General features: G+C 61.6%; 15 protein-coding genes and 1 pseudogene. 6 read left to right on the forward strand and 10 right to left on the reverse strand.

What is annotated here, in order from left to right; translation table 11 throughout:
* Positions 1 to 3: 3 nt before the first annotated feature.
* The 3 genes from KJY40_RS03190 to KJY40_RS03200 are packed head-to-tail and all read right to left on the reverse strand — an operon-like array spanning position 4 to position 1,755.
* Positions 4 to 264, reverse strand: a complete 261-nt coding sequence (locus KJY40_RS03190) for a phosphopantetheine-binding protein (RefSeq protein WP_074689591.1) — start codon at positions 262 to 264, stop codon at positions 4 to 6.
* Positions 245 to 1,054: a lysophospholipid acyltransferase family protein gene (locus KJY40_RS03195; protein ID WP_230734936.1), complete on the reverse strand. Its 810-nt coding sequence runs from the start codon at positions 1,052 to 1,054 to the stop codon at positions 245 to 247. The genes KJY40_RS03190 and KJY40_RS03195 overlap by 20 nt, the downstream gene beginning before the upstream one ends.
* Positions 1,030 to 1,755: a beta-ketoacyl synthase chain length factor gene (locus KJY40_RS03200; protein WP_230734938.1), complete on the reverse strand. Its 726-nt coding sequence runs from the start codon at positions 1,753 to 1,755 to the stop codon at positions 1,030 to 1,032. Before KJY40_RS03200 ends, KJY40_RS03195 begins: the two co-directional genes overlap by 25 nt.
* A gap of 370 nt (positions 1,756 to 2,125) precedes the next feature.
* On the opposite strand from KJY40_RS03200, the gene KJY40_RS03205 reads away from it, so the two are divergent.
* A complete protein-coding gene (locus tag KJY40_RS03205; RefSeq protein ID WP_169428537.1) occupies positions 2,126 to 2,896 on the forward strand; it encodes a ParA family protein in 771 nt (256 codons plus the stop codon).
* Between the two features lie 7 nt (positions 2,897 to 2,903).
* Here KJY40_RS03205 and trxC read toward each other — a convergent pair whose 3' ends face one another.
* The 5 genes from trxC to KJY40_RS03230 all read right to left on the reverse strand — a co-directional run bounded on the left by trxC (position 2,904) and on the right by KJY40_RS03230 (position 11,845).
* A complete protein-coding gene (gene trxC, locus KJY40_RS03210; RefSeq protein WP_230734940.1) occupies positions 2,904 to 3,338 on the reverse strand; it encodes a thioredoxin TrxC in 435 nt (144 codons plus the stop codon).
* An 81-nt stretch (positions 3,339 to 3,419) separates the two neighbouring features.
* Complete coding sequence (selO, locus tag KJY40_RS03215) at positions 3,420 to 4,883, reverse strand: protein adenylyltransferase SelO (RefSeq protein WP_230734942.1); 1,464 nt, start codon at positions 4,881 to 4,883, stop codon at positions 3,420 to 3,422.
* 48 nt (positions 4,884 to 4,931) lie between these two features.
* The gene (gene mscK / locus KJY40_RS03220) at positions 4,932 to 8,285 is read right to left on the reverse strand and encodes a mechanosensitive channel MscK (RefSeq protein ID WP_230734944.1); all 3,354 of its coding nucleotides are present in this window, start codon (positions 8,283 to 8,285) and stop codon (positions 4,932 to 4,934) included.
* Positions 8,286 to 8,319: 34 nt separating this feature from the next.
* On the reverse strand, positions 8,320 to 10,062 hold the full coding sequence (locus tag KJY40_RS03225) for a potassium/proton antiporter (RefSeq protein WP_230734946.1): 1,743 nt from the start codon (positions 10,060 to 10,062) through the stop codon (positions 8,320 to 8,322).
* Between the two features lie 157 nt (positions 10,063 to 10,219).
* Complete coding sequence (locus KJY40_RS03230; protein ID WP_045121683.1) at positions 10,220 to 11,845, reverse strand: methyl-accepting chemotaxis protein; 1,626 nt, start codon at positions 11,843 to 11,845, stop codon at positions 10,220 to 10,222.
* Between the two features lie 278 nt (positions 11,846 to 12,123).
* Here KJY40_RS03230 and KJY40_RS03235 point away from each other — a divergent pair, with 278 nt between their 5' ends.
* The 4 genes and pseudogenes from KJY40_RS03235 to KJY40_RS29875 all read left to right on the forward strand — a co-directional run bounded on the left by KJY40_RS03235 (position 12,124) and on the right by KJY40_RS29875 (position 14,691).
* Positions 12,124 to 12,354, forward strand: a complete 231-nt coding sequence (locus KJY40_RS03235; RefSeq protein ID WP_230734948.1) for a cell division protein ZapB — start codon at positions 12,124 to 12,126, stop codon at positions 12,352 to 12,354.
* On the forward strand, positions 12,351 to 12,653 hold the full coding sequence (locus tag KJY40_RS03240; RefSeq protein ID WP_007952314.1) for a cell division protein ZapA: 303 nt from the start codon (positions 12,351 to 12,353) through the stop codon (positions 12,651 to 12,653). The genes KJY40_RS03235 and KJY40_RS03240 overlap by 4 nt, the downstream gene beginning before the upstream one ends.
* A 145-nt stretch (positions 12,654 to 12,798) precedes the next feature.
* Positions 12,799 to 13,824: pseudogene (locus KJY40_RS29870) on the forward strand (cache domain-containing protein); the annotation flags it as partial.
* A 135-nt stretch (positions 13,825 to 13,959) separates the two neighbouring features.
* On the forward strand, positions 13,960 to 14,691 hold the full coding sequence (locus KJY40_RS29875; RefSeq protein WP_425273009.1) for a methyl-accepting chemotaxis protein: 732 nt from the start codon (positions 13,960 to 13,962) through the stop codon (positions 14,689 to 14,691).
* Positions 14,692 to 14,813: 122 nt separating this feature from the next.
* On the opposite strand, the gene KJY40_RS03250 is transcribed toward KJY40_RS29875, so the two are convergent.
* Both KJY40_RS03250 and putA read right to left on the reverse strand, forming a co-directional pair.
* Positions 14,814 to 16,616, reverse strand: coding sequence for an acyl-CoA dehydrogenase (locus KJY40_RS03250; protein ID WP_230734952.1), 1,803 nt, complete (start codon positions 16,614 to 16,616; stop codon positions 14,814 to 14,816).
* Positions 16,617 to 16,875: 259 nt separating this feature from the next.
* The gene (putA, locus tag KJY40_RS03255; RefSeq protein WP_230734954.1) at positions 16,876 to 20,829 is read right to left on the reverse strand and encodes a trifunctional transcriptional regulator/proline dehydrogenase/L-glutamate gamma-semialdehyde dehydrogenase; all 3,954 of its coding nucleotides are present in this window, start codon (positions 20,827 to 20,829) and stop codon (positions 16,876 to 16,878) included.
* A gap of 456 nt (positions 20,830 to 21,285) precedes the next feature.
* On the opposite strand from putA, the gene putP reads away from it, so the two are divergent.
* A complete protein-coding gene (gene putP, locus KJY40_RS03260) occupies positions 21,286 to 22,770 on the forward strand; it encodes a sodium/proline symporter PutP (protein WP_230734956.1) in 1,485 nt (494 codons plus the stop codon).
* The last annotated feature ends 79 nt before the right edge of the window (positions 22,771 to 22,849 follow it).

The raw sequence follows: 22,849 nt of genomic DNA on the forward strand, positions 1-22,849 counted from the left end.
GTCTCAAGCTGCCTGTTTTGCCGTGACGAACGCCGCAAGGCTCGCCACGTTGGAAAAATGGTTGCGGGTGTCCTTGGCGTCGGCGTCGATCTTGATGCCGTACTTTTTCTGGATCGCCAGACCGAGCTCCAGGGCGTCGACGGAATCCAGGCCCAGGCCTTCGCCGAACAGCGTCTGGTCGTCGCCGATGTCCTCTGGGCTGATGTCTTCGAGGCCCAGGGCGTCGATGATCAGCTCTTTGATGTCACGGTTTAGATCGCTCATCTTCGGCGAGCTCCTTGATAAAGAATTGGTGCAAATAGTCGTTGAGCTTGCGCGAAGCCTGCGGCGCGGGCCCCTGCGCGGCGAAAGTCTGTGGGTCTATATCGGCCCCGACGCGAAAACTGAAGTGCACGCGGCGACTGGGAATGCGATACCAGGGCTCGGCCTTGGTCAGGGTGGTCGGGCTGACGTGGATAACCACCGGGGTGACGATTTTCGCACCGCGCAATGCGATGGCCGCCGCGCCCCGATGAAAGGCCGGCGCCTGACCCGGTTGGGTGCGGGTGCCTTCAGGGAAAATGATCAGGGTCTGCCCGCTCTGCAACGCGCCGGCGGCGGCGTCGAGCATGTCCATGCTGCCGTCGTTGCTGATGTATTCGGTGCTGCGCAGCGGGCCGCGGGTGAAGGGGTTTTCCCACAGGCTTTTCTTCACCACGCAATTGGCCCCGCGCACCAGACCGATCAGGAATACCACGTCGATCAGCGACGGGTGGTTGGCGATGATCATCTGCCCCGGACGGCCGAGCCGTTCGGCGCCCTGGATGTCGTAGGTCAGCACGCCGGTACGGGCCATGAATCGGACGAAAAACCAGAACAGCCGACTGACGGTCTGGCGTGCCCGCTCGCGATGCGTAATGGCGTCGCCCGGCAGGCAACCGAGCAATGGAAATACCAGCAGGCGCAGGCACAGACCACCGAGCCCGAACAGCGCGAAGCTGGTGGCAGTGGCCAGCAGACGCCAGTAATAGGCGTCGCGGTTTTTTCCGATTACAGGTTGCGTTGCCAGGTCCATAGACGAGTCTTCCAGGCATGTTGGCAATGGGGTTGCTGATCGAGCAGGGTTCGCAGCAGGTTCAGCGCATGGGGCCACTGCGTTTTGGACAGTGCTTCGGGGGCGCTGTTCAGGGTCAGCCGCCAGTCGGTACCGGGGGTGAGCAACAGCCCGACGGCATAGGGAAACGGAACGTCGTCGATCCACGTCGAATAGGCTTCGGGCGGTTGCTCCTCGGTGATCACCAGCAGTACCGCCGGGGCCCCTTCGTTCAGCAACGTGGCCGCTTCGAGCATGCCGTGTTCGAGGCCGTCGCCGGCTGCGGCGAGGGCAGTCATTTCGCTGGTCTCGCCACGCATGATCGACCACAGGCCGATGATCGCGTTATGCACCGACAGGCTGAACTGGGTCGGTGACAGCGGCTGTTCGTTGACCAGATCGCTGAGGATTTCAAAGGTGCGCGGGGTTTCGCCGTGCCGGGAAACGAACACCAGCGGCAGATTTTCCCGACCATCGGCCAGCGGCCAGCCGACACTGAACGCCATCCGCGCCAGACGACTGAGACGACGGCGCTGCATGGCCGGCAGAAACGACACATCGGGTGCGGCATCGCTGACTTCGAGCACGACCGGTTGTCGGCTCCAGGCCTGCCAGTCTTCCACACTGTCGAGCCCGGGAGCCCAGGCGCGCCATTGGGCGATGTTGAAGTTGATCACGGACATTTATCCCGCCCCTGCGGGCTGATTTGACGCGGTTTCGCCAACGTCGCCGCTGAGCTGATTTAGCCGGAAATGGCATGGCGCGTGGCGCCGGGTGGCGCGCATTATCCCGGTGCGACGAGTGTGTAGCAAATGCTGGTTACATTTTGCGCGGTGAAATGGACCGAATGGTACGCAGCAAAAAACTGTCACTTGGCCATTATCCAGATTGTCGGGTGTCTGTCTGTCGGGCGAATCGGCGATCAACGGGTATCTTTGCGCCGAATTCATTGGGATATTGGCGCCTGACGCTGTAGTCCGTGTCCATCGAGGTAGCGAACCGGCACCGGGCACCACTACACTCGGTCATTCTTTGATACACGGAGGTTTTGTCATGCGGCGCGTGGTGTTCAATCAGAAAGGTGGCGTGGGCAAATCCAGCATTGCCTGCAATCTGGCGGCGGTGAGCGCCAGCGAGGGTTATCGCACGCTGTTGGTAGACCTCGATGCCCAGGCCAATTCCACTCAGTATCTGACCGGGCTCACGGGTAATGACATTCCGATGGGCATTGCCGACTTCTTCAAGCAAACCTTGTCTTCCGGGCCGTTCTCGAAAAAGAATCAGGCGGATATCTACGAAACACCGTTCGACAACCTGCACATCATTACCGCCACCGCCGAACTGGCCGACTTGCAGCCCAAGCTCGAGGCCAAGCACAAGATCAACAAGCTGCGAAAGCTGCTCGACGAATTATCGGAAGATTACGACCGGATCTATCTGGATACGCCGCCGGCGCTGAATTTCTATGCGGTCTCGGCACTGATTGCCGCCGATCGGGTATTGATTCCCTTCGACTGCGACAGCTTCTCGCGTCAGGCCCTCTACGGTCTGATCGCCGAGATCGACGAGTTGAAGGAAGACCATAACGAAGGCCTGGAAGTCGAAGGCATTGTGGTCAACCAGTTCCAGGCCCGCGCCAGCCTGCCGCAGCAGATCCTCGACGAGCTGATCGCCGAGGGCCTGCCGGTGCTGCCGGTCTACCTCGCCAGTTCAGTGCGCATGCGCGAATCGCATCAGGCCAGCATGCCGCTGATCCACCTCGATCCACGGCACAAGCTGACGCAGCAGTTCGTCGAGCTGCATAACCTGCTCGAAGACGCCTGAAGCCTTGTCAGATGCCCTGGCTGCGCAGCCAGGCCATCAACTGCGGCAACGGGAAGGCCCCGCTCTGACGGGCCACTTCCCGGCCGTTGCGCAACAGAATCAGGCTCGGAATCGAACGAATCCCCAACTGCGCCGACAACTGCGGATTGGCCTCGCTGTCCAGCTTGGCCAGCCGGCACTTGCCCGCCAACTGCGCAGCCGCCTGCTCGAACACCGGCGCAAACGACTTGCACGGCCCGCACCAGTCCGCCCACACGTCCACCAGCAACGGCAGATCACCCTTGATCTGACTGGCGTAATCGCCTTGCTTGAGCTCGAACGGCTTGTTCAGCAGCACCTCGGACTTGCAGCGCCCGCATTTCGGGTGATCGTTGAGGCGCTCGGCGGGAATGCGGTTGAGGCCGTTGCAGGAGGGGCAGGGGATGAGGAGTGGGTCGGTCATGATCAGCTCGGTGAATAAAACGGGATCGTACGACTGATCTGGAGCCGTACGGATCGATTATCAAGGTCCAGTCGTTCCCGCTTACGACGAACAACTGATCTCCAGATGCTTGCCCCACTCCGGCGGCCGTTCCGCATAGCTCTCCATTCCAGGCTGTTCCTCGAATGGATTGCTCAGCACCGCATGCAGCCGTCGCACCTCGGAGTAGTCACCCTGCTCGGCAGCATCAATCGCCTTCTGCGCCAGGTAATTGCGCAGGATGTACAGCGGATTCACCGCATGCATCCGCGCACGGCGTTGCTCCTGATCGGTCGCGCCATCGCGTGCGACACGGGCGACGTAGCGCTCGCCCCAGGCATCGAAACCCTTGATATCGACGAAATCATCGCGCAGGCGAGCGACGGCCTGTTCGGCTGACTCTTCGCCCAGGCGGCGGAAGAACAGCGTGTAGTCGACGCCGCTGTTCTGCATCAGTTGCAGCAGTTGCTCCAGCAGTGGCTGGTCGTCGTCCTCGGCGGAGGTGAAGCCGAAGCGGCGGCGCATCAGGTCGAGGTAGTGCGCCTGGAACAGTGGCAGGTACAGGCCGAGGGTTTCGCGCAGGGCTTCGACGCTGATGAACGGTGTCAGGGCCTGGGCCAGGGCGCTGAGGTTCCACTGGCCGACCGGCACCTGATTGCTGAAGGAGTAGCGGCCCTGATCGTCGGAGTGGTTGCAGATGAAGTTGGCGTCGAAATCATCGAGGAAGGCGAACGGGCCGAAGTCGAAGGTGATGCCGAGGATCGACATGTTGTCGGTGTTCATCACGCCGTGGCAGAAGCCGTAGGCCTGCCATTTGGCGATCAGTTCGGCGTTGCGCTCGACGATCTCGCGGAACATCGCCAGATACGGTTCCGGCTGTTCCAGGCATTCGGGGTAGTGCATCGCCAAGACGTGTTCGCCGAGCTGCTTCTGCTGCTCGGGACGCTTGGTGTAATAGAAATATTCGAAATGGCCGAAACGGATGTGGCTCGGCGCCAGGCGCAGCACCATGGCGGCGCGCTCCTGTTTCTCACGCCAGACCGGGGTGTCGGAGCCGATCACGCAGGCGGCGCGTGAAGACGGGATGTTCAGCGCATGCAGCGCTTCGGATGCGAGGAACTCGCGGATCGACGAACGCAGCACCGCGCGACCGTCGCCCATGCGCGAGAACGGCGTCTGCCCGGCGCCCTTCAGATGCAAGTCCCAGTGCTCACCGGCCGCGTTGTAGACCTCGCCCAGCAACAACCCGCGGCCATCGCCCAGTTGCGGGGTGTAACCGCCGAACTGATGCCCGGAATAGACCATCGCCCGCGGCTCGGCATCGGCCCACAGTTTGTGGCCGCCGAACAGCTCGGCAAATTCCTGGGTGTCGGCCATCGCCGGGTCGAGATCCAGCAGCGCCAGGGCCGCAGGGCTGGCCACCACCAGCCGAGGATTGTCGATCGATTCGGGCAGTACGTGGGCCGAGAACGCATCGCCCAGGCGGGCGAAGCGGTTGTCGAAGGTCAGTTCGTCGAGGGCTTTCAAGGGCCGGCTCCAGCAGAATGTCCGAGCATTCTGCTGGGATTAGCCGGGTTAGTCGAGTTTGGCCGGCGGCGGTTCCTGCAACGGCTTCTGGTCGTCGCTGACCGGCACGATGGTTTTGGTTTCCGGCTCGATCGGCACCATCTTGTATTCCTGACCGTGGAGGTTCTTCAGGTAAACCTCCATCTGGCGGAACGAGATGTTGATGTGCTGCTTCTTGAACTCGCGGTTGATGAAGCGGTTGACCTCATCGAGTACCGGGTTGCGGTCGCCGAGATCACGCACATGCATGCGCAATTCGTGGTCGAGGGTGCTTTCGCCGAAGTTGAGGAAGTACACGTGCGGCTCGGGTTCCTTGAGCACGCGCGGGTTTTCCCGGGCGGCCTTGAGCAGCAGTTCCTTGACCAGATCCAGATCCGAGCCGTAATCGACGCCCAGTTTCAGGGTCACCCGGGTGATGGTGTCGGTCAGCGACCAGTTGATCAGTTGCCCGGTGATGAACGTCTTGTTCGGGACAATGATGTCCTTGCGGTCGAAGTCGGTGATGGTCGTGGCGCGGATGCGGATCTTGCTCACCGTACCGGACAGGTTGCCGATGGTGATGGTGTCGCCGATCCGCACCGGGCGTTCGAACAGGATCATGATGCCGGAGATAAAGTTCGCGAAGATCTCCTGCATGCCGAAGCCGAGACCGACCGACAGCGCCGCCACCAGCCATTGCAACTTGTCCCAGCTCACGCCAAGGGTCGACAGGGTCGAGACGAAACCGACCCCGGCGATCACGTACGACAGCAGCGTCGTGGTCGCGTAGGCACTGCCCTGGGCCAGATTGAGTTTCGACAACACGAACACTTCAAGCAGACCCGGCAAGTTGCGGGCGAGCGCAAAGGTGATGCCGATGATGATCAGCGCGCCGAGCATGTCGCCGATGCTGATCGGCACCATGCTCATGTTGGCGCCGGTGCCGCTGGTGTATTCGTAGAGGGTGATGTTGTCGAGGTACGAGAACACCGTGATCAGGTCGGCCCAGACCCAGTACAGCGCGGCGATGAAACCGCCGAGCAGCGCCAGACGGATCAGGCGCAGGGACTGTTCGTTGACCTTTTCGATGTCCAGGGTCGGCTCTTCGATCACCGCTTCGCCGTCGCCGGCTTCTTTCGCGGCCTGACGTTTGGCCAGGGCGCGCTGGTAAGCCAGACGACGTGCCGCGACCGCGAGACCACGGACGAACGTGGCTTCGATCACCAGCCAGAACATCAGCAGGTACAACGTGTTGATCAAGCGGTCGCTGAGCTTCAGCGCGGTGTAGTAATAGCCGAAGCACACGGCGACGAACAACGCGATAGGCAGCAGGGTGAACATCACGCCCACGGCCTTGCGGAACAGCGAGGCGTTTTCGTGGGTCGGGCTGCTGATCAGCAGGCGACTGAGCAGCCACGCCATCAGCGCGTAGCAGGTCAGTACCACCGGCATGCCCAGCACGTCATCGGCCAGCGCCGCCGGTTGCAGCTCGGCGACCGCCACCACGGCCACCAGCGCCATGACCACCAGTCCGAGACGACGTACCCAGCCTTGCAGGAATTCGACCTGCGGTTTTTCCCAGCGGAAGTGCAATTCGGCCACGCCACCCGGCGCGAGGATCCGGTAAGCGGTGTAGAACACCAGCCACGCCTGGGCCATTTGCAGCAGCGCCGCGCCCATATTGGCGTTCTGCCCGCGGGCGTCGATCTGCAACGCCAGCCCGCACAGGGCCAGGCCCAGCGCCACCGGCATCGCCAGCAGAATATTGATCAGGATTGCCTGCGGCGTGTGCCACTGGCTGTCACGCTTGAAGTGGCCGATGTCCTGGTGAACCTTGTTCAGGCGCGAATACAGTTGCTTGCGCCGCCACAGCAGCGCGCCGATCAGCAGCGCCAGCGGCAGGAACAACAGCGGTCGCTGGGTCAGGCCGTCGGTCAGTTCGCTGAAGCTCGAGGCCAGCGGCAGGGTGTCGATCTGACGCTTCAGGCGCTCCGGCACGCCGCGCATCCATTCGGTGTCCAGCGGCTTGTTGCTCGGAATCCAGAACATCTGCTCGTCGAGGGTCGCGCGCAGGCTTTGCGCGGTGCTCAGCAGTTGCTTCTGGTTCAGTTGCAGGGTGATCGATTCGTTGAGCATCGCGCTCAGTTCACGGCTCAGCCGTTCCAGCAGGTCGACGCGGGTGTTGGCCAGCTCCAGCAGACTTTTGCGCAGTTGCGGCGTGACTTGTTCCGGCGGCTGGGTGGACAGCAGGTTGTCGACGTAAGTCGCCGGATTGCTCAGCTGTTCGCGCTGTTGGTTGATTTCGAACTGGTACAGGCGAATGTCGGCGATCTGGTCCGCCAGATCGCGGTCGACCTTGAGACGCGGCAGCGCCTGTTTCTGTTTATAGAGAATCTTCGACAGCAGCAGGCTGCCCTTGAGTACGTTGATCTGCTCGTCGAGGGCGGAATCGCTCTGGGTCACGCTGTCCAGTTGCTGCTTGGTCTGCAGGTTCTGTTGGGTCAGTTCGTTGAGGCGGTCGGTGCTTTTGAGCAGGTAGTCGGAGAGCTTGAGGTTGGCCGCGCTTTCCGTGGCGAGCAGGGTACTGCTGCCGGACTTCTGAGCCTCGATCGATTGCTGCGTCACGGTTTCCTGCGACAGGGTCAGACGCTTCTGGTTGATCAGGGTTTGCAGTTCCTGGATCTCGCGGTCCAGACGGTCGGATTTCTCCGAGAGCAGGTCATGCTGGCTGTTGCCCAGATCCTGCAACTGGTTGTTGCCGGCCAGTTCCTGCCGGCGCAGCGGGATCAGTGCATTGATCGCCGCCAGTTCGGCGTTGAGCAGGTCGCGTTGCTCGGCGCTCAGGGTCTTGCCGCTGTCCTTGCCGGTCTTGAGGATGTTGTTGATCTGCTGGATGCGTGTCTGGCTGCTGGCGATTTCCGCCTGGGCGCGCTCGGGGCGGGTCTGGGCGGTGATGATCAGGCTGTTGGCGTCGGCCAGGGCCTTTTGCAGATCGCTCTGCTGGGTCGAGCGCTCGGTGAGCATCTGCTCCAGCTGCTGGATGTTTTCCTTGGGGAAGCGCTGCGCCACCGGCACCACGGCGCTGGCCTTGAGTCGGGTCAGCTCGCGCGCATTCTCGATGGTCTGCTTCGGCGCAGTCGCCAGTTGCTGCTTGAGGTCGATCAGCTTCTGCTCGTAGTCACGCCGGTTGTTGAGCTGATTCAGCGTGTTTTGCAGAACCGTCTGCAGGGCCTTCTTGTCGGCCTCGGGCAGTTTGCTGTCGGTGAGTTTGTCCAGGCTGGCCTGCACGGCGTCGCTGGACGGCGGTTCAGCGGCCTGCAGTGGGCCGACGGAAAGACTCAGGCCCAGCAGGGCCGCGAGGAAAAAAGATCGCAGGGTAGGCATAGAGACCGGTCAAGCAAGTGAGAGTGGACGCAGTTTAGAGGAAGAGCCCGGGGCCCGGGCGACTTCCTTCGGGGAATCTGACGCCCACTTTGCCGATCTTGTTCCCGTCCATGACCGCAACCGTCCAGTGGGTGTTGTTCCATTCCACCTGGTCGCCAACGATCGGTGCACCGCCGACTTTCTGGGCAATGAAGTGGCCCAGGGTCATGTCCGGATCGATGCCTTCGGCGGGCAGGCCGTACAGGGCGGCAACGGCTTTGAGCTGGGCGTCTCCTTCAAGTACGAAGTCGCCGAAGAAGCGCAGGTCGAGGCCCCGTTGCGGCGCCTGGCTGAACAGTTTTCCGAGGGCCGCAAGGTTGTGTTCATGGCCGATAACACACAGCAAATCATCGACTTCCAGCACCGTACTACCCGACGGATGGAGCAGTTGCTGGCCGCGAAACAGGGCGGCGATACGGGTGCCTTCGGGCATTTTCAGTTCGCGCAGGGGCGAACCGATGCACCATTTTTCCGCGCCGAGCTTGTAGACGAACAGCTCCCACTCGCTGGTGACGTGGACTTCGAGGGCCGCGCGGGAGATCGGCGCCGGCTCCGGCGGCACCGTCACCTTGAGCAGCTTGGCCACCCACGGCAGGCTCGTGCCCTGCACCAGCAGCGACACCAGCACGATAAAGAAGGCGAGGTTGAAGTACAGCTGCGCATTCGGCAGCCCGGCCATCAGCGGGAACACCGCGAGAATGATCGGTACCGCGCCGCGCAGGCCGACCCAGGAAATGAACGCCTTTTCGCGACCATGGAAAGCCTTGAACGGCAGCAACCCGACCACCACCGACAGCGGCCGTGCGAACAGAATCATCCACAGCGCCAGGCCCAGAGCAGGCAAGGCGATCGGCAGCAAGTCGTGCGGAGTAACCAGCAAGCCCAGCACCAGGAACATGCCGATCTGCGCCAGCCACGCCATGCCGTCGAGCATGTGCAGGATGCCGTGGCGGCTGCGCACCGGGCGGTTGCCGATCACCAGACCGCACAGGTACACGGCGAGGAAGCCGCTGCCGTGCAGGGCGTTGGTCAGGGCGAACACCACCAGACCGCCGGCGATCACCAGAATCGGATACAGGCCGGCGGCCAGATTGATCCGGTTGACCAGTTGCAGCATCAGCCAGCCACCGCCCAGACCGATCACGCCACCGATGCCGAACTCGCGGATCAGGTGGGTCAGCAGGCTCCAGTGCAGGCCGGTCTGGCCGCTGGCGAGCATGTCGATCAGGGTCACGGTGAGGAACACCGCCATCGGGTCGTTACTGCCGGATTCGATTTCCAGGCTGGCGGTCACCCGTTCGTTCAAGCCTTTGCCGCCGAGCAGCGAGAACACTGCCGCGGCATCCGTGGAACCAACGATGGCGCCGATCAGCAGGCCTTGAATCAGGTTGAGGTCGAACAGCCACGCAGCGGCCATGCCGGTGAGGCCGGTGGTGATAAGGACGCCGACCGTCGCCAGCGACAAGGCTGGCCACAGGGCCACGCGGAAACTGGACACCCGGGTGCGCAAGCCGCCGTCGAGCAGGATCACTGCCAATGCGAGGTTGCCGACCAGATAGGCCGTCGGGTAGTTATCGAAAATGATGCCGCCGCCATCGACCCCGGCAGTCATGCCGACCGCGAGGATGATCACCAGAATCGGGATGCCGAGACGGGAAGAAAGGGAGCTGACAAGAATGCTTGCGCCTACCAGCAACGCGCCGATCAAGAACAGGCTGTTGATGGTCGTCGCATTCAAAGGCAGTACTCCAGAAGCGGAAAGACGGGCACAAACTGACCATGCAGTCTGCGTGCCAGCGATTCTAACCTGTTGAAATGTGATGCTGTCAAAAAGCTTTTTCAGCTTGGCGCAAGATCGTTCCCACGCTCCGCGTGGGATCGATCAATGCAGAGGGTTAGAGGCTGAACCGTCCAACCATGTTGTTCAGATCCAGCGCCAGGCGCGACAGCTCGTTGCTCGCCGCACTGGTCTGATTCGCGCCGGTCGCCGATTGCACCGACAGATCGCGGATGTTCACCAGGTTGCGATCCACTTCCCGCGCCACTTGCGCCTGCTCTTCAGCGGCGCTGGCGATCACCAGGTTGCGCTCGTTGATTTCGACGATGGCCGTGTTGATGGTGTCCAGCGACAGGCCGGCGCCACGGGCGATGTTCAGGGTCGACTCGGCGCGCTCGGTGCTGTTGCGCATCGAGTCCACGGCGTGTTCGGTGCCGCTCTGGATGCTGCCGATCATGCGCTCGATTTCGCTGGTCGACTGCTGGGTGCGGTGCGCCAGGGCACGGACTTCGTCAGCCACCACGGCAAAACCACGACCGGCTTCACCGGCACGGGCCGCTTCAATCGCCGCGTTAAGCGCCAGCAGGTTGGTCTGGTCAGCCAGACCACGGATCACGTCCAGCACCTTGCCGATGTCGCGGGATTCGTTGGCCAGATCGCCGATCAGGGTCGCGGTGCTCTGTACGTCGGCGCTCATGCGTTCGATGGCGCTGACGGTTTCCTGCACCAGATCACGGCCGTCGCCGGCGGAGGTGGTGGCGTTCTTCGAGGCTTCCGAGGTGCTGACCGCGTTGCGCGCAACTTCTTCCACGGCGCTGGTCATCTCGTTGACCGCGGTGGCGGCCTGCTCGATTTCGTTGTTTTGCTGGGTCAGGCCGCGGGCGCTTTCGTCGGTGACGCTGTTCAGCTCTTCGGCGGCGGAGGCCAGTTGTGTAGCCGAGCCGGAGATTCGCTGCAGAGTGTCGCGCAGCTTCGACTGCATCTTGGCCATGGCCGCCAGCAGGCGCCCGGCTTCGTCGGTGCCGTCAACGTGGATCGGTTGGGTCAGGTTGCCTTCGGCGATGGTTTCCGCCGCATCCAGTGCCTTGGCGATCGGCTTGGTGATGCTGACGGTCAGCAACCAGGCGAACAGGAAGGTCAGGCCGGTGGCGATCACCAGCAGGGTCACCACCAGATTGAAGGCCGAGGAATACTGGTCGGCGGCCTGCTGGTTGGTTTCGCTGATCTGCTCACCGTTGATTTGCATCAGGCGGTTGAGCACGGTGTTCATTGCTTCGGAGTTGTCGAGCAACTGGGTGTTCAGCAGGTTGCGCAGCTCATCGACCTGGTTGTTGCGCGACAGGGTTTTCATCCGGTCTTCGATCTGACGGTACTGACCCAGCAACTGCACATACTGATCGTAGGCCGCACGCTCTTCAGGGCTGCCGATCAACGGCTCGTAATCGGTCTGGGCCTTGCGGATCTGCTGGTTGCGCATTTCCAGCAGCTCGATGGTTTTCTGCTGAACATCCGGCTCGCGGTTCACCAGCAAACGGTATGACAGCACCCGCAGGCGCAGGGTCAGCTGAGTGAATTCGTCGAGGTTCTTGATGCTCGGCACGCTGCTGGAGGAAATGTCCTCGGCGGCGCCGCGGATCTTGCTCATCTGGTTCAGGGCGAATACGCCGAGAATCAGCATCAGGCCACCAATCAAAGCGAAGCCGGTGAACGCCCGAGGGGCGATATTCATATTGCGAAGGGACATGGGGCGTATACCAGGAAGGGCCGCATCCATGCGGGCTGAGACTGCTGTTGGATGACTTATCGGTCATACGACTAAAGTCTTGAGTCGGTGCGCGTATTTGTCGCATCCGCACGCAAGCGACGAAGTGCAGGAACCAGATCGGCAGATGACAGTCTCTAAGACTCGCAAGAACGGTCGAGCCGCCAGGAAAATCAAGGCCTTGCGCCGGTTTAACCCTGGCGTCAACGACGACTTTTCTTTATCGTACGCGCCCTTTGAAAAAGCCCTGGAAGATCAAAATGTTGGAAGCATCCCTCAGCCAATTGGAACAGCTCGTCAGCGACCTGGTGCAACAGAACCAGACCCTGTCGGAAACCAACCAGACCCTGTCAGCGGAACTGGCCCAGGCCAAGGATGAAAACGAAAGCCTGCAACTGAGCCTGATGGAACAGGAAGAAAAGCACGGCGCCACCGCCGCGCGCATCCAGGCCCTGGTTGATCGCGTCAACGCAGGTCCTGTCAGCGCATGAACCATGGCACAGCAGGGGTAAAAGTCATCTCCATCATGGGGGAGGACTATTCGATCAAGGCACCGGCCGGGGAAGAACAGACCCTGCTGGACGCCGCATTGATGCTCAAGGCCGCACTGGCCGACACCAAGCGCAAATACCCGACGCTGATCGGCGATCGTCTGCTGGTGCTGGCGGCGATGAATCTGTGCTCGCAGCAGATTGAAATGAAGAAGCAGCATCAGGAAGAACTCGAGCGTTACCAAGAGCAAGTCAGCGCCACGGTCGAGACCATCGCCAAGACCATCAATCAGGGTTGATGGGGTTGCGCACAACCAAAGAATAAGATTGTCGATTGTGCTGTATACAATCGGCACGGCTGTTGCAGTGTTTCAGCCTCTTATTCTTTGGGGGTGCTCCATGCAGTTCTGGCGTCGCAGTATTCAATGGCAGCTGATCCTCGGTATGGGCACCGCCCTGCTGGTCAGCATTCTGATCGTGGTTGGCATTTATACCCTGGTGGTCAACCGCCTCGCCCAGAGCTATCTGGTCGAACAGGCGCTGCCGTCGAGCATCGAAGCGACGCGCAACGACATCGAACGAATCCTCGTGCAACCCCTCACCGCCGCCAAGGACATCGCCAGCAACACCATGGTTCGCGACTGGCTGGCCAATGGTGAAGACTCCGGCAAAACGGCGGGCTTCGCGCAGTATCTGGAAGGCATCCGCGCCGAACACAAGGCGTTCACCGCGCTGATCATCGGCACCGAATCCAATCACTACATCACCGAAAAAGGCCTGGATCGCACACTCAGCCGCGATAAACCGGCCGATGCCTGGTTCTACTCGTTTCTCGACAGCAATCAGCCGCGAACCTTGAACATCGACAACGACGGAGCCACCGGAGAGTTGGCGTTGTTCATCGATTTGAAGGTGGAGCAGGCCGGCAAAGTGGTGGGTGTTGCGGGGCTCGGGCTGAGCATGAAAGAGCTGTCGGAGCTGATCCACAATTTCAGCTTCGGCGAGCGCGGGAAGGTCTATCTCGTGCGTTCCGACGGTTTGATTCAGGTCCATCCCGAAGCACAGTTCAGCGGCAAGCGCACCTTGAGCGAGCAGATCGGCAGCTCGGCGGCACAAGCGGTCATGGGCCATAAAGTCGCCGCCAACAGCAGCTTCCAGCGCGACGGCGAAGACTTCCTCGCCTTCAGCCTGCCTTTGCGCGACCTCGGCTGGACCCTGGTGGCCGAAGTGCCACAGTCGCAGATCTACGCCGAAGCCCGCCGGGCGATGTGGATGAGCAGCGGCATCGGCCTGGTGGTGGCGCTGGTTTGCCTGGCGCTGGTGATCTGGCTGGCCCAGGGGTTGGTGCGACCGATTCGTCAGGTAACAGCTGCATTGGTAGCAATCGGTAGCGGTGGTGGAGATTTGACCCATCGGTTAGATTCCAGCCGCGCCGACGAGCTGGGCGACCTCGCCCGGGGCTTCAACCGTTTCCTCGACAGCCAGCGCGGGATGATCGGCGAAGTGCTGACCACCAGCGAGCGTCTGCGCGTTGCCGTAGGCCAGGTGGCCAGGGTTGTGGATAACACCGCCGAACGCTCCGGTCGCCAGCAGGAAATGACCGACATGGTCGCCACCGCCGTCCACGAAATGGGCCTGACCGTGCAGGAAATCGCTCAGAACGCCGGCAACGCGGCGCTCGCTTCGCAGACCGCTCGTGATGAAGCGATGCAGGCGCGGGAGGTGGTGGGCGGTTCGATTCGCCATATAGAAAGCATGTCCGATGAAATTGGCGTCGCGGCGGGCGCGGTGGGTGAGCTGGCGCATCAGGTGGCGTCGATCGATCAGGTGCTCGCGGTGATTCGCGGGGTGTCCGAGCAGACCAATCTGTTGGCGTTGAACGCGGCAATTGAAGCGGCGCGGGCCGGGGACATGGGGCGTGGTTTCGCGGTCGTGGCAGACGAGGTGCGGACGCTGGCGCGTCGGACTCAGGCGTCTACCGACGAGATTCAGCAGATGATCGGCAGCCTCAAGCAGGGCGCGGAGAACGCGGTGTCATCGATGCGTACCGGGCAGGCTGCGACAGGCACTGGCGTTGAATCGAGCCAGCGTACCGGGGCTTCTTTGACTGCGATTACCGGGCAGGTCGAGCGCATCAGCGACATGAACCACCAGGTGGCGACGGCGACCGAGGAACAGTCGGCTGTGACCGAGGAGATCAACCGTAACGTGCAGGGGATTTCCGATCTGGCCCGGGCGACGGCGGGGGAGGTTCGGGCGTGTCGGGAGGATTGTCAGATGTTGCAGCGGTTGGCGGATGATCTGGCGCGGCAGATGGGTGGGTTCAAACTATCTTGATTGATCGTTCCCACGCTCTGCGTGGGAATGCAGCCCCGGACGCTCCGCGTCCTCTCAAGATCGTGACGCAGAGCGTCACAGGAGGCATTCCCACGCGGAGCGTGGGAACGATCACCGTGGGATCAGAACCACGCGTCCTGCATTGCCAGGCACGTATCATCCCGCGCCTCCAGCAACGTCAGCTCATGCTGGCAACCCGGCACTTCCCACGTCAGAAAATACCGCGCCGCCTGCAACTTGCCCTTATAGAAGTCGGCATCCGCCACATTCCCCCTGGCCAGCCCTTCCTCCGCCCGAATCGCCTGCTCCAGCCAGCGCCAGCCAATCACCGCGTGCCCGAACACCTTCAGATACAGCGCCGAGTTCGCCAAGCTGCTGTTGACCTTGCCTTGAGCCAGATCCGTCAGCAGACCGATGGTCACCGTCTGAAGGCGCGCCACCAGTTTCTCCAGCGGCTCACGCAGTGCGGTCAACGATTCGTACGCCACTGCGCGTTCGGCGGTGTCGGCAATCAGGCAAATCAGTTGCTTGAGCCCGGCGCCTCCGTTCTGCGCCAGTTTGCGCCCAAGCAAGTCCAGCGACTGAATACCGTGAGTGCCTTCATGGATCGGGTTCAGGCGGTTGTCGCGGTAGTACTGCTCCACCGGGTATTCGCGGGTGTAGCCGTGGCCGCCGAGAATCTGGATCGCCAGTTCGTTGGCCTTGAGGCAGAACTCCGATGGCCAGGATTTGACGATCGGCGTCAGCAAGTCCAGAAGTTCATGGGCCTGTTTGCGCTCGGCTTCGGTTTCCAGCGTGGTGGTGTCATCGAACAACCGTGCCGCATACAGACCAAGATCAAACGCACCTTCAACGTAGGATTTTTGCGTCAGCAGCATGCGTCTGACATCAGCGTGCTGAATGATCGCCACTGGCGCCGTCGTCGGATCCTTGCTGTCCGGCACCCGGCCCTGCGGACGTTCGCGAGCGTATTCCAGCGAGTACAGATAACCGGCGTAACCGAGCATCACCGCGCCCATGCCGACGCCAATCCGCGCCTCGTTCATCATCTGGAACATGTAGCTCAGACCGTGATGCGGTTTGCCCACCAGATAGCCGACGCACTCGCCGTTATCGCCGAAGTTCAGCGCGGTGGACGTCGTTCCGCGCCAGCCCATCTTGTGAAACAGCCCGGCCAGCAGCACGTCGTTGCGCTTGCCGAGGCTGCCGTCGTCGTTAACCAGAAACTTGGGCACGATGAACAGCGAAATACCCTTCACCCCGGCCGGCGCGTCCGGCAGCTTGGCCAGCACCATGTGCACGATGTTTTCCGAGAGCGGGTGATCGCCGCCGGAAATGAAGATCTTGTTGCCCTTGAGGCGATAAGTGCCGTCGGACGCAGGCTCGGCGCGGGTACGAATATCCGACAGTGACGAACCGGCATGGGGTTCGGTCAGGGCCATGGTGCCGAAGAAGCGACCGTCGATCATCGGTTGCAGGAAGCGCTGCTTCTGCTCTTCGGTGCCGAAGCTTTCGATCAGATTGGCGGCGCCCATGGTCAGGAACGGGTAGGAAGTCGAAGCCGCGTTGGCCGACTGAAAGTGAGCGAAGCAGGCCTGGGACAGCAGTGTAGGAAGTTGCATGCCACCGGCGTCGAAACTTCGCGCAGCGTTGAGGAATCCGGCTTCGAGGAAGGCATCCACCGCCGGTTTCACCTCGGGAATCAGAATCGCCTGACCGTTCTCGTAGCGCGGCTCGTTCTCGTCACCCTTGCGGTTGTGTGGGGCAAAGTATTTTTCGGCGATGTTGCGCGCCGTGCCGATGGCGGCATCGAAGGTTTCGCGGTTGTGCTCGGCAAACCGCTCGCGCCGGGTCAGGCCCTCGGCATCGAGGACTTCGTACAGCTCGAAAGCCAGATTGCGGGAACTGAGCAGCGTCTCGGACATGGCGGCCTACCTTTTTTTGGAATGGGCCGAGTCTAGGCGTGCGAATAAAGGCTGAACAGGAAGATTGATAACGGTGATATTGGAGCCGAGCAGCGGCTTAACAAGCACCTCAAAACAAATGTGGGAGCGGGCTTGCTCGCGAAAGCGGTAGATCATTCGATATTGATATCGACTGACACGACGTCTTCGCGAGCAAGCCCGCTCCCACAGGGGAATTACATTCCAGGCGACCATTGCGGTCGCCTGGTGTTACAGCAGTTTAACCGATGGTCATCAGGCTGGCGTTACCGCCCGCTGCCGCAGTGTTGACGCTCAGCGCGCGCTCAATCACCAGACGCTCCAGCGCAATGTTGGTCTCGCCCTGGGACAGGCCCTGAACCCCAACGATGGCGCCGGCACGCTTGGCGATCTGCTGGCAGACCGCACGCAACTGGTCGGAATGGCCGTGATGCAGAACCGCATCGAACACCACGTCGTCCTTGTTCCAGTCGGAAACCAGTTTGATCCGCGCCTGAATCTCCTTCGGCAGGCGTGCGAACAATGCCTTGCTGGTGTCGGATTCCGGCCAGACCGCCGAACCGCCCACCGCCAGCACTGCCGCGAGCTGGGTCAGCAGATCACCTTCGATGTCCGCCAGGCACAGTACGTGCTCACGCGGCAGGATCGCGTAGCTGTTCTTCTCGCCGGTCGGGCCGGCCAGCACGCGGGTGATACCGCTTTGCGACTGCGCTGCGTACTGCACGCAGAGGGTGCTCAGGTCGGCGAACTTGTTGCTGTCGGCCCAGGCTTTCAGGGCGGTCAGCGGTTTGCTCATGGCGTCGCGCAGACGAACGTCCGGTGCCACGGCAGCATCACCGCGAGCGAAGGATTGTTCGATGGCATCGGTAGGACGCGTCGACAGCAGACGGTACAGGTACAGCGGGCCACCGGCCTTCGGACCGGTACCCGACAGGCCTTCGCCGCCGAACGGCTGGACGCCGACCACGGCACCCACGATGTTGCGGTTGACGTAGACGTTACCGGCGTTGACGTTGTCGATCACCTTCGCGATGGTCTCGTCGATGCGGGTGTGCACGCCGAGGGTCAGGCCGTAACCGGACGCATTGATCTGGGCGATCAACTGGTCGATCTCTTTACGCTTGTAGCGCACCACGTGCAGCACCGGGCCGAAGATCTCGCGTTGCAGTTCGTCGAAGCTTTCCAGCTCGATCAGGGTCGGCATGACGAAGGTGCCGCGTTTGACTTCCTCGGCATCGGCGATGGCCACCTGATACACGTTGCGACCTTTGTCGCGCATGCCCTGGATGTGCTTCTCGATACCGGCCTTGGCTTCGGCGTCGATCACCGGGCCGATGTCCACGGACAGACGCTCCGGGTTGCCGAGACGGCTTTCAGCCATCGCGCCTTTGAGCATTTCGATGACGCGATCTGCGGAATCTTCCTGCAAGCACAGGACGCGCAGGGCGGAGCAACGTTGACCGGCGCTGTCGAAGGCCGACGACACCACGTCGATCACCACCTGTTCGGTCAGTGCCGAAGAGTCGACGATCATCGCGTTCTGGCCGCCGGTTTCGGCGATCAGCGGGATCGGACGGCCCTGGTTGTCGAGGCGACCGGCGATGTTGCGTTGCAGCAGACGCGCGACTTCGGTGGAACCGGTGAACATCACACCTTTGACGCGCTCGTCACCCACCAGACCAGCGCCGACGGTTTCACCGCGACCCGGCAGCAATTGCAGCACGCCTTCCGGAATCCCGGCTTCGAGCATCAGGCGTACGGCTTGTGCGGCGACCAGCGGAGTCTGTTCGGCCGGTTTGGCCAGCACCGGGTTACCGGCGGCCAGTGCGGCGGCGACTTGACCGCTGAAGATCGCCAGGGGGAAGTTCCACGGGCTGATGCAGACCACCGGGCCCAGTGGGCGGTGGGCGTCGTTGCTGAAATCGTTGCGTGCCTGCACCGCGTAATAACGCAGGAAGTCGACGGCTTCGCGGACTTCGGCGATGGCGTTGGCGAAGGTCTTGCCGGCTTCGCGGGCCAGCAGGCCCATCAGCGGCTGGATCTCGCCTTCCATCAAATCAGCGGCGCGTTCCAGAATCGCGGCACGCTCGGCGGGCGGGGTGGCCTGCCAGATCGGTGCGGCGTTCAGGGCGCATTGAATGGCGTTGTCGACGTCTTCGACGGTGGCTTCCTGCACGTGGCCGACCACGTCACGCAGATCGGACGGGTTCAGCACCGGTGCCGGCGCTTCGTTGCTGGAGGCGCAACCGAGCATCGGCGCGGCTTTCCAGTTGTTGTGCGCGGTGGCCAGCAGGGCGCAGGACAGCGAGGCCAGACGATGTTCGTTGGCCATGTCGATGCCGCTGGAGTTGGCGCGCTCGGAACCATAAAGGTCACGCGGCAGCGGAATGCGCGGGTGCGGCAGGCCGAAACCACCTTCCACGGTTGCCATCTGCTCGATCTGCGCAACGGGATCGGCCACCAGTTCCTGGATCGAAATCGACTGGTCGGCAATACGGTTGACGAACGAGGTGTTGGCGCCGTTTTCCAGCAGACGACGTACGAGGTACGCCAGCAGGGTTTCGTGGGTGCCGACCGGAGCGTACACGCGGCACGGACGGTTCAGCTTGCCTTCGGAGACTTTGCCTACAACCTGCTCGTACAAAGGTTCGCCCATGCCGTGCAGGCACTGGAATTCGTACTGGCCCGGGTAATAGTTCTGACCGGCAATGTGATAAATCGCCGACAGGGTGTGGGCGTTGTGTGTGGCGAACTGCGGGTAGATGACTTCCGGCACCGACAGCAGTTTGCGGGCGCAGGCGATGTAGGAAACGTCGGTGTACACCTTGCGGGTGTAGACCGGATAGCCTTCCAGGCCTTCGACCTGGGCGCGCTTGATTTCGCTGTCCCAGTACGCGCCTTTCACCAGACGGATCATCAGGCGATGACGGCTGCGGCGAGCCAGGTCGATCACGTAGTCGATCACGTACGGGCAACGCTTCTGGTAGGCCTGGATCACGAAACCGATGCCGTTCCAGCCAGTCAGTTGCGGCTCGAAGCACAGGCGCTCGAGCAGATCCAGCGACAGCTCCAGGCGGTCGGCTTCTTCGGCGTCGATGTTCAGGCCGATGTCGTATTGCTTGGCCAGCAGGGTCAGCGACAGCAGGCGCGGGTACAGCTCGTCCATCACGCGCTCGTACTGGGCGCGGCTGTAACGCGGGTGCAGGGCCGACAGTTTGATCGAGATGCCCGGACCTTCATAAATCCCACGGCCGTGGGACGCTTTGCCGATCGAGTGAATGGCTTGTTCGTACGAGGCCAGGTACTTCTGGGCGTCGTGTTCGGTCAGCGCCGCTTCACCGAGCATGTCGTAGGAATAACGGAAGCCTTTGGCTTCGAACTTGCTCGCGTTGGCCAGGGCTTCGGCGATGGTTTCGCCGGTGACGAACTGCTCGCCCATCAGGCGCATGGCCATGTCGACGCCCTTGCGGATCATCGGCTCGCCGCTCTTGCCGATGATGCGGCTCAGGGACGAAGTCAGGCCGGCTTCGTTGTGCGTGGAGACCAGTTTGCCGGTCAGCAGCAGGCCCCAGGTCGCTGCGTTGACGAACAGCGACGGGCTATTGCCCAAGTGCGGCTGCCAGTTGCCGGTGCTGATCTTGTCGCGGATCAGCGCATCGCGAGTGCCCTTGTCCGGGATGCGCAGCAGCGCTTCGGCCAGGCACATCAGCGCCACGCCTTCCTGGGACGACAGGGAGAATTCCTGCAATAGGCCCTGAACAATGCCTGCACGACCGCCGGCACTCTTCTGGTTACGCAGTTTTTCCGCGATGGTTGCGGCGAGTTTGTTGCTGGCTTCGGCCATCGGCGCCGGCAGGCGAGCCTGCTCGATCAGCATCGGCACCACTTCTGGCTCTGGGCGACGGTAAGCGGCGGTAATCGAGGCGCGCAGCACCGACTGCGGCAGGATGCTTTCGGCGAATTCGAGGAAGCATTGGTGAGCGTGATCGGTGTGGACTTCGCCTGCGTCGTCGGCGTCCTTGGCGGTCAAGCCGTTCAGCTCGGTCAGGGTTGCACCACCCTCGAGTTTTTCCAGGTAATTGAAAATTGCCTGCTTGATCAGCCAGTGCGGTGTGCGATCAATCGAGGTTGCGGCGGCCTTCAGGCGCTCGCGGGTCGGGTCGTCAAGTTTGACCCCAAGGGTGGTGGTAGCCATATTTTTATCCTCATAGGTGCCGCAGTTGCGCGACAACAGCTGGCGGCAAGATTAGCCGCGAGCTGAAAGAGGTGCAACCGGGTGCAACCCTTTTTTGTCGGAATATTCGGCAACTCGTCAGGAAATAATTTCTGGTACGAAAGTGCTGCTCCTGCTTGGTGCTTTTGCTTCTAGAAAAGCGCTGTGACTGCGTTAAAAGGGAGCAAAAAGCGACTTCTGTAGGATAAATCCGACTGGGTGCAACTAATTCTCAAGAAACTGGTTGCACCTGTTTTGCTTTGTTGCATAGGATTCGCGCCCAAGGTGCAACCGGGGAAGCCCTGCGCACCGGCCAATGGCTTTCCTGGGGAAACATTGGTCATAAATGCGTGGCCGTGCGAATCGTCTGTCAGACGTCAGTCTGCAAACGGTGCAACCGCCGCCGCTACATAAAAACAAAGCCAGGGCACGTACGTAATGAGCGCAAGCAATCCAACCCTGATCACGTTCGTGATCTACATCGCAGCAATGGTGCTGATCGGCTTCATGGCCTATCGCTCCACCAACAACCTTTCTGACTACATTCTGGGCGGCCGCAGCCTGGGCAGCGTGGTGACGGCATTGTCCGCCGGCGCTTCCGACATGAGCGGCTGGTTGCTGATGGGCCTGCCGGGCGCCATCTACATGTCCGGCCTGTCCGAAAGCTGGATCGCCATCGGCCTGATCGTCGGTGCCTACCTGAACTGGCTGTTCGTCGCCGGTCGTCTGCGAGTTCAAACCGAACACAACGGCGACGCGCTGACCCTGCCGGACTATTTCTCCAGCCGTTTCGAAGACAAGAGCGGTCTGCTGCGGATCATTTCGGCAGTCGTGATTCTGGTGTTCTTCACCATCTACTGCGCTTCCGGCATCGTGGCCGGTGCCCGTCTGTTCGAAAGCACCTTCGGCATGTCCTACGAGACGGCGCTGTGGGCCGGTGCTGCGGCGACGATTGCCTACACCTTCGTCGGCGGTTTCCTCGCGGTCAGCTGGACCGATACCGTGCAAGCCACCCTGATGATCTTCGCGCTGATCCTGACGCCGATCATCGTTCTGCTGGCGACCGGTGGCGTGGATACCACGTTCCTGGCCATCGAAGCGCAGGACCCGAGCAACTTCGACATGCTCAAGGGCACCACTTTCATCGGCATCATCTCGCTGATGGGTTGGGGTCTGGGCTACTTCGGCCAGCCGCACATCCTGGCGCGCTTCATGGCCGCTGATTCGGTGAAATCGATCGCCAACGCCCGTCGCATCTCCATGACCTGGATGATCCTGTGCCTGGGCGGCACCGTAGCCGTGGGCTTCTTCGGTATCGCTTACTTCTCGGCGCACCCGGAAGTCGCGGGTCCAGTGACCGAGAACCACGAGCGTGTGTTCATCGAGCTGGCGAAAATCCTGTTCAACCCATGGATTGCAGGCGTGCTGTTGTCGGCGATTCTCGCGGCGGTGATGAGCACCCTGAGCTGCCAGTTGCTGGTGTGCTCCAGCGCCCTGACCGAAGACTTCTACAAGGCTTTCCTGCGCAAGAGCGCTTCCCAGGTTGAACTGGTGTGGGTCGGTCGTGCGATGGTGCTGCTGGTCGCTTTGGTCGCCATCGCTCTGGCCGCCAATCCGGAAAACCGCGTGCTGGGTCTCGTGTCCTACGCCTGGGCCGGTTTCGGTGCAGCCTTCGGTCCGGTGGTCCTGATCTCGGTGATCTGGAAGAAGATGACCCGCGACGGCGCACTGGCCGGCATCCTGGTCGGCGCGATCACTGTGATCGTGTGGAAGCACTTTGAAGTGCTGGGTCTGTACGAAATCATCCCGGGCTTCATCTTCGCCAGCCTGGCCATCTACCTGGTCAGCCTGATGGGCCAGCCAAGCACTGGCATGGTTCAGCGCTTTGAAGCGGCCGAGAAGGATTTCCATCTGAACAAGTGATGGAAATGAGCTGAGGCTCACAAAAGGACGGCCCGTTTCCTGCCAGGAAACGGGCCGTTTTTTATTGCCTGCGATTTTT

The sequence above is a fragment of the Pseudomonas fitomaticsae genome (genome assembly GCF_021018765.1).
In the GTDB taxonomy this organism is placed as follows: domain Bacteria; phylum Pseudomonadota; class Gammaproteobacteria; order Pseudomonadales; family Pseudomonadaceae; genus Aquipseudomonas; species Aquipseudomonas fitomaticsae.

What these genes read in the sequence shown, in the direction of transcription:
- KJY40_RS03190 (WP_074689591.1), bottom strand. Translation starts at nt 264, where the DNA reads ATGAGCGATCTAAACCGTGACATCAAAGAGCTGATCATCGACGCCCTG.
- KJY40_RS03195 (WP_230734936.1), bottom strand. Translation starts at nt 1,054, where the DNA reads ATGGACCTGGCAACGCAACCTGTAATCGGAAAAAACCGCGACGCCTAT.
- KJY40_RS03200 (WP_230734938.1), bottom strand. Translation starts at nt 1,755, where the DNA reads ATGTCCGTGATCAACTTCAACATCGCCCAATGGCGCGCCTGGGCTCCC.
- KJY40_RS03205 (WP_169428537.1), top strand. Translation starts at nt 2,126, where the DNA reads ATGCGGCGCGTGGTGTTCAATCAGAAAGGTGGCGTGGGCAAATCCAGC.
- trxC (WP_230734940.1), bottom strand. Translation starts at nt 3,338, where the DNA reads ATGACCGACCCACTCCTCATCCCCTGCCCCTCCTGCAACGGCCTCAAC.
- mscK (WP_230734944.1), bottom strand. Translation starts at nt 8,285, where the DNA reads ATGCCTACCCTGCGATCTTTTTTCCTCGCGGCCCTGCTGGGCCTGAGT.
- KJY40_RS03230 (WP_045121683.1), bottom strand. Translation starts at nt 11,845, where the DNA reads ATGTCCCTTCGCAATATGAATATCGCCCCTCGGGCGTTCACCGGCTTC.
- KJY40_RS03235 (WP_230734948.1), top strand. Translation starts at nt 12,124, where the DNA reads ATGTTGGAAGCATCCCTCAGCCAATTGGAACAGCTCGTCAGCGACCTG.
- KJY40_RS03240 (WP_007952314.1), top strand. Translation starts at nt 12,351, where the DNA reads ATGAACCATGGCACAGCAGGGGTAAAAGTCATCTCCATCATGGGGGAG.
- KJY40_RS29875 (WP_425273009.1), top strand. Translation starts at nt 13,960, where the DNA reads ATGGTCGCCACCGCCGTCCACGAAATGGGCCTGACCGTGCAGGAAATC.
- KJY40_RS03250 (WP_230734952.1), bottom strand. Translation starts at nt 16,616, where the DNA reads ATGTCCGAGACGCTGCTCAGTTCCCGCAATCTGGCTTTCGAGCTGTAC.
- putA (WP_230734954.1), bottom strand. Translation starts at nt 20,829, where the DNA reads ATGGCTACCACCACCCTTGGGGTCAAACTTGACGACCCGACCCGCGAG.
- putP (WP_230734956.1), top strand. Translation starts at nt 21,286, where the DNA reads ATGAGCGCAAGCAATCCAACCCTGATCACGTTCGTGATCTACATCGCA.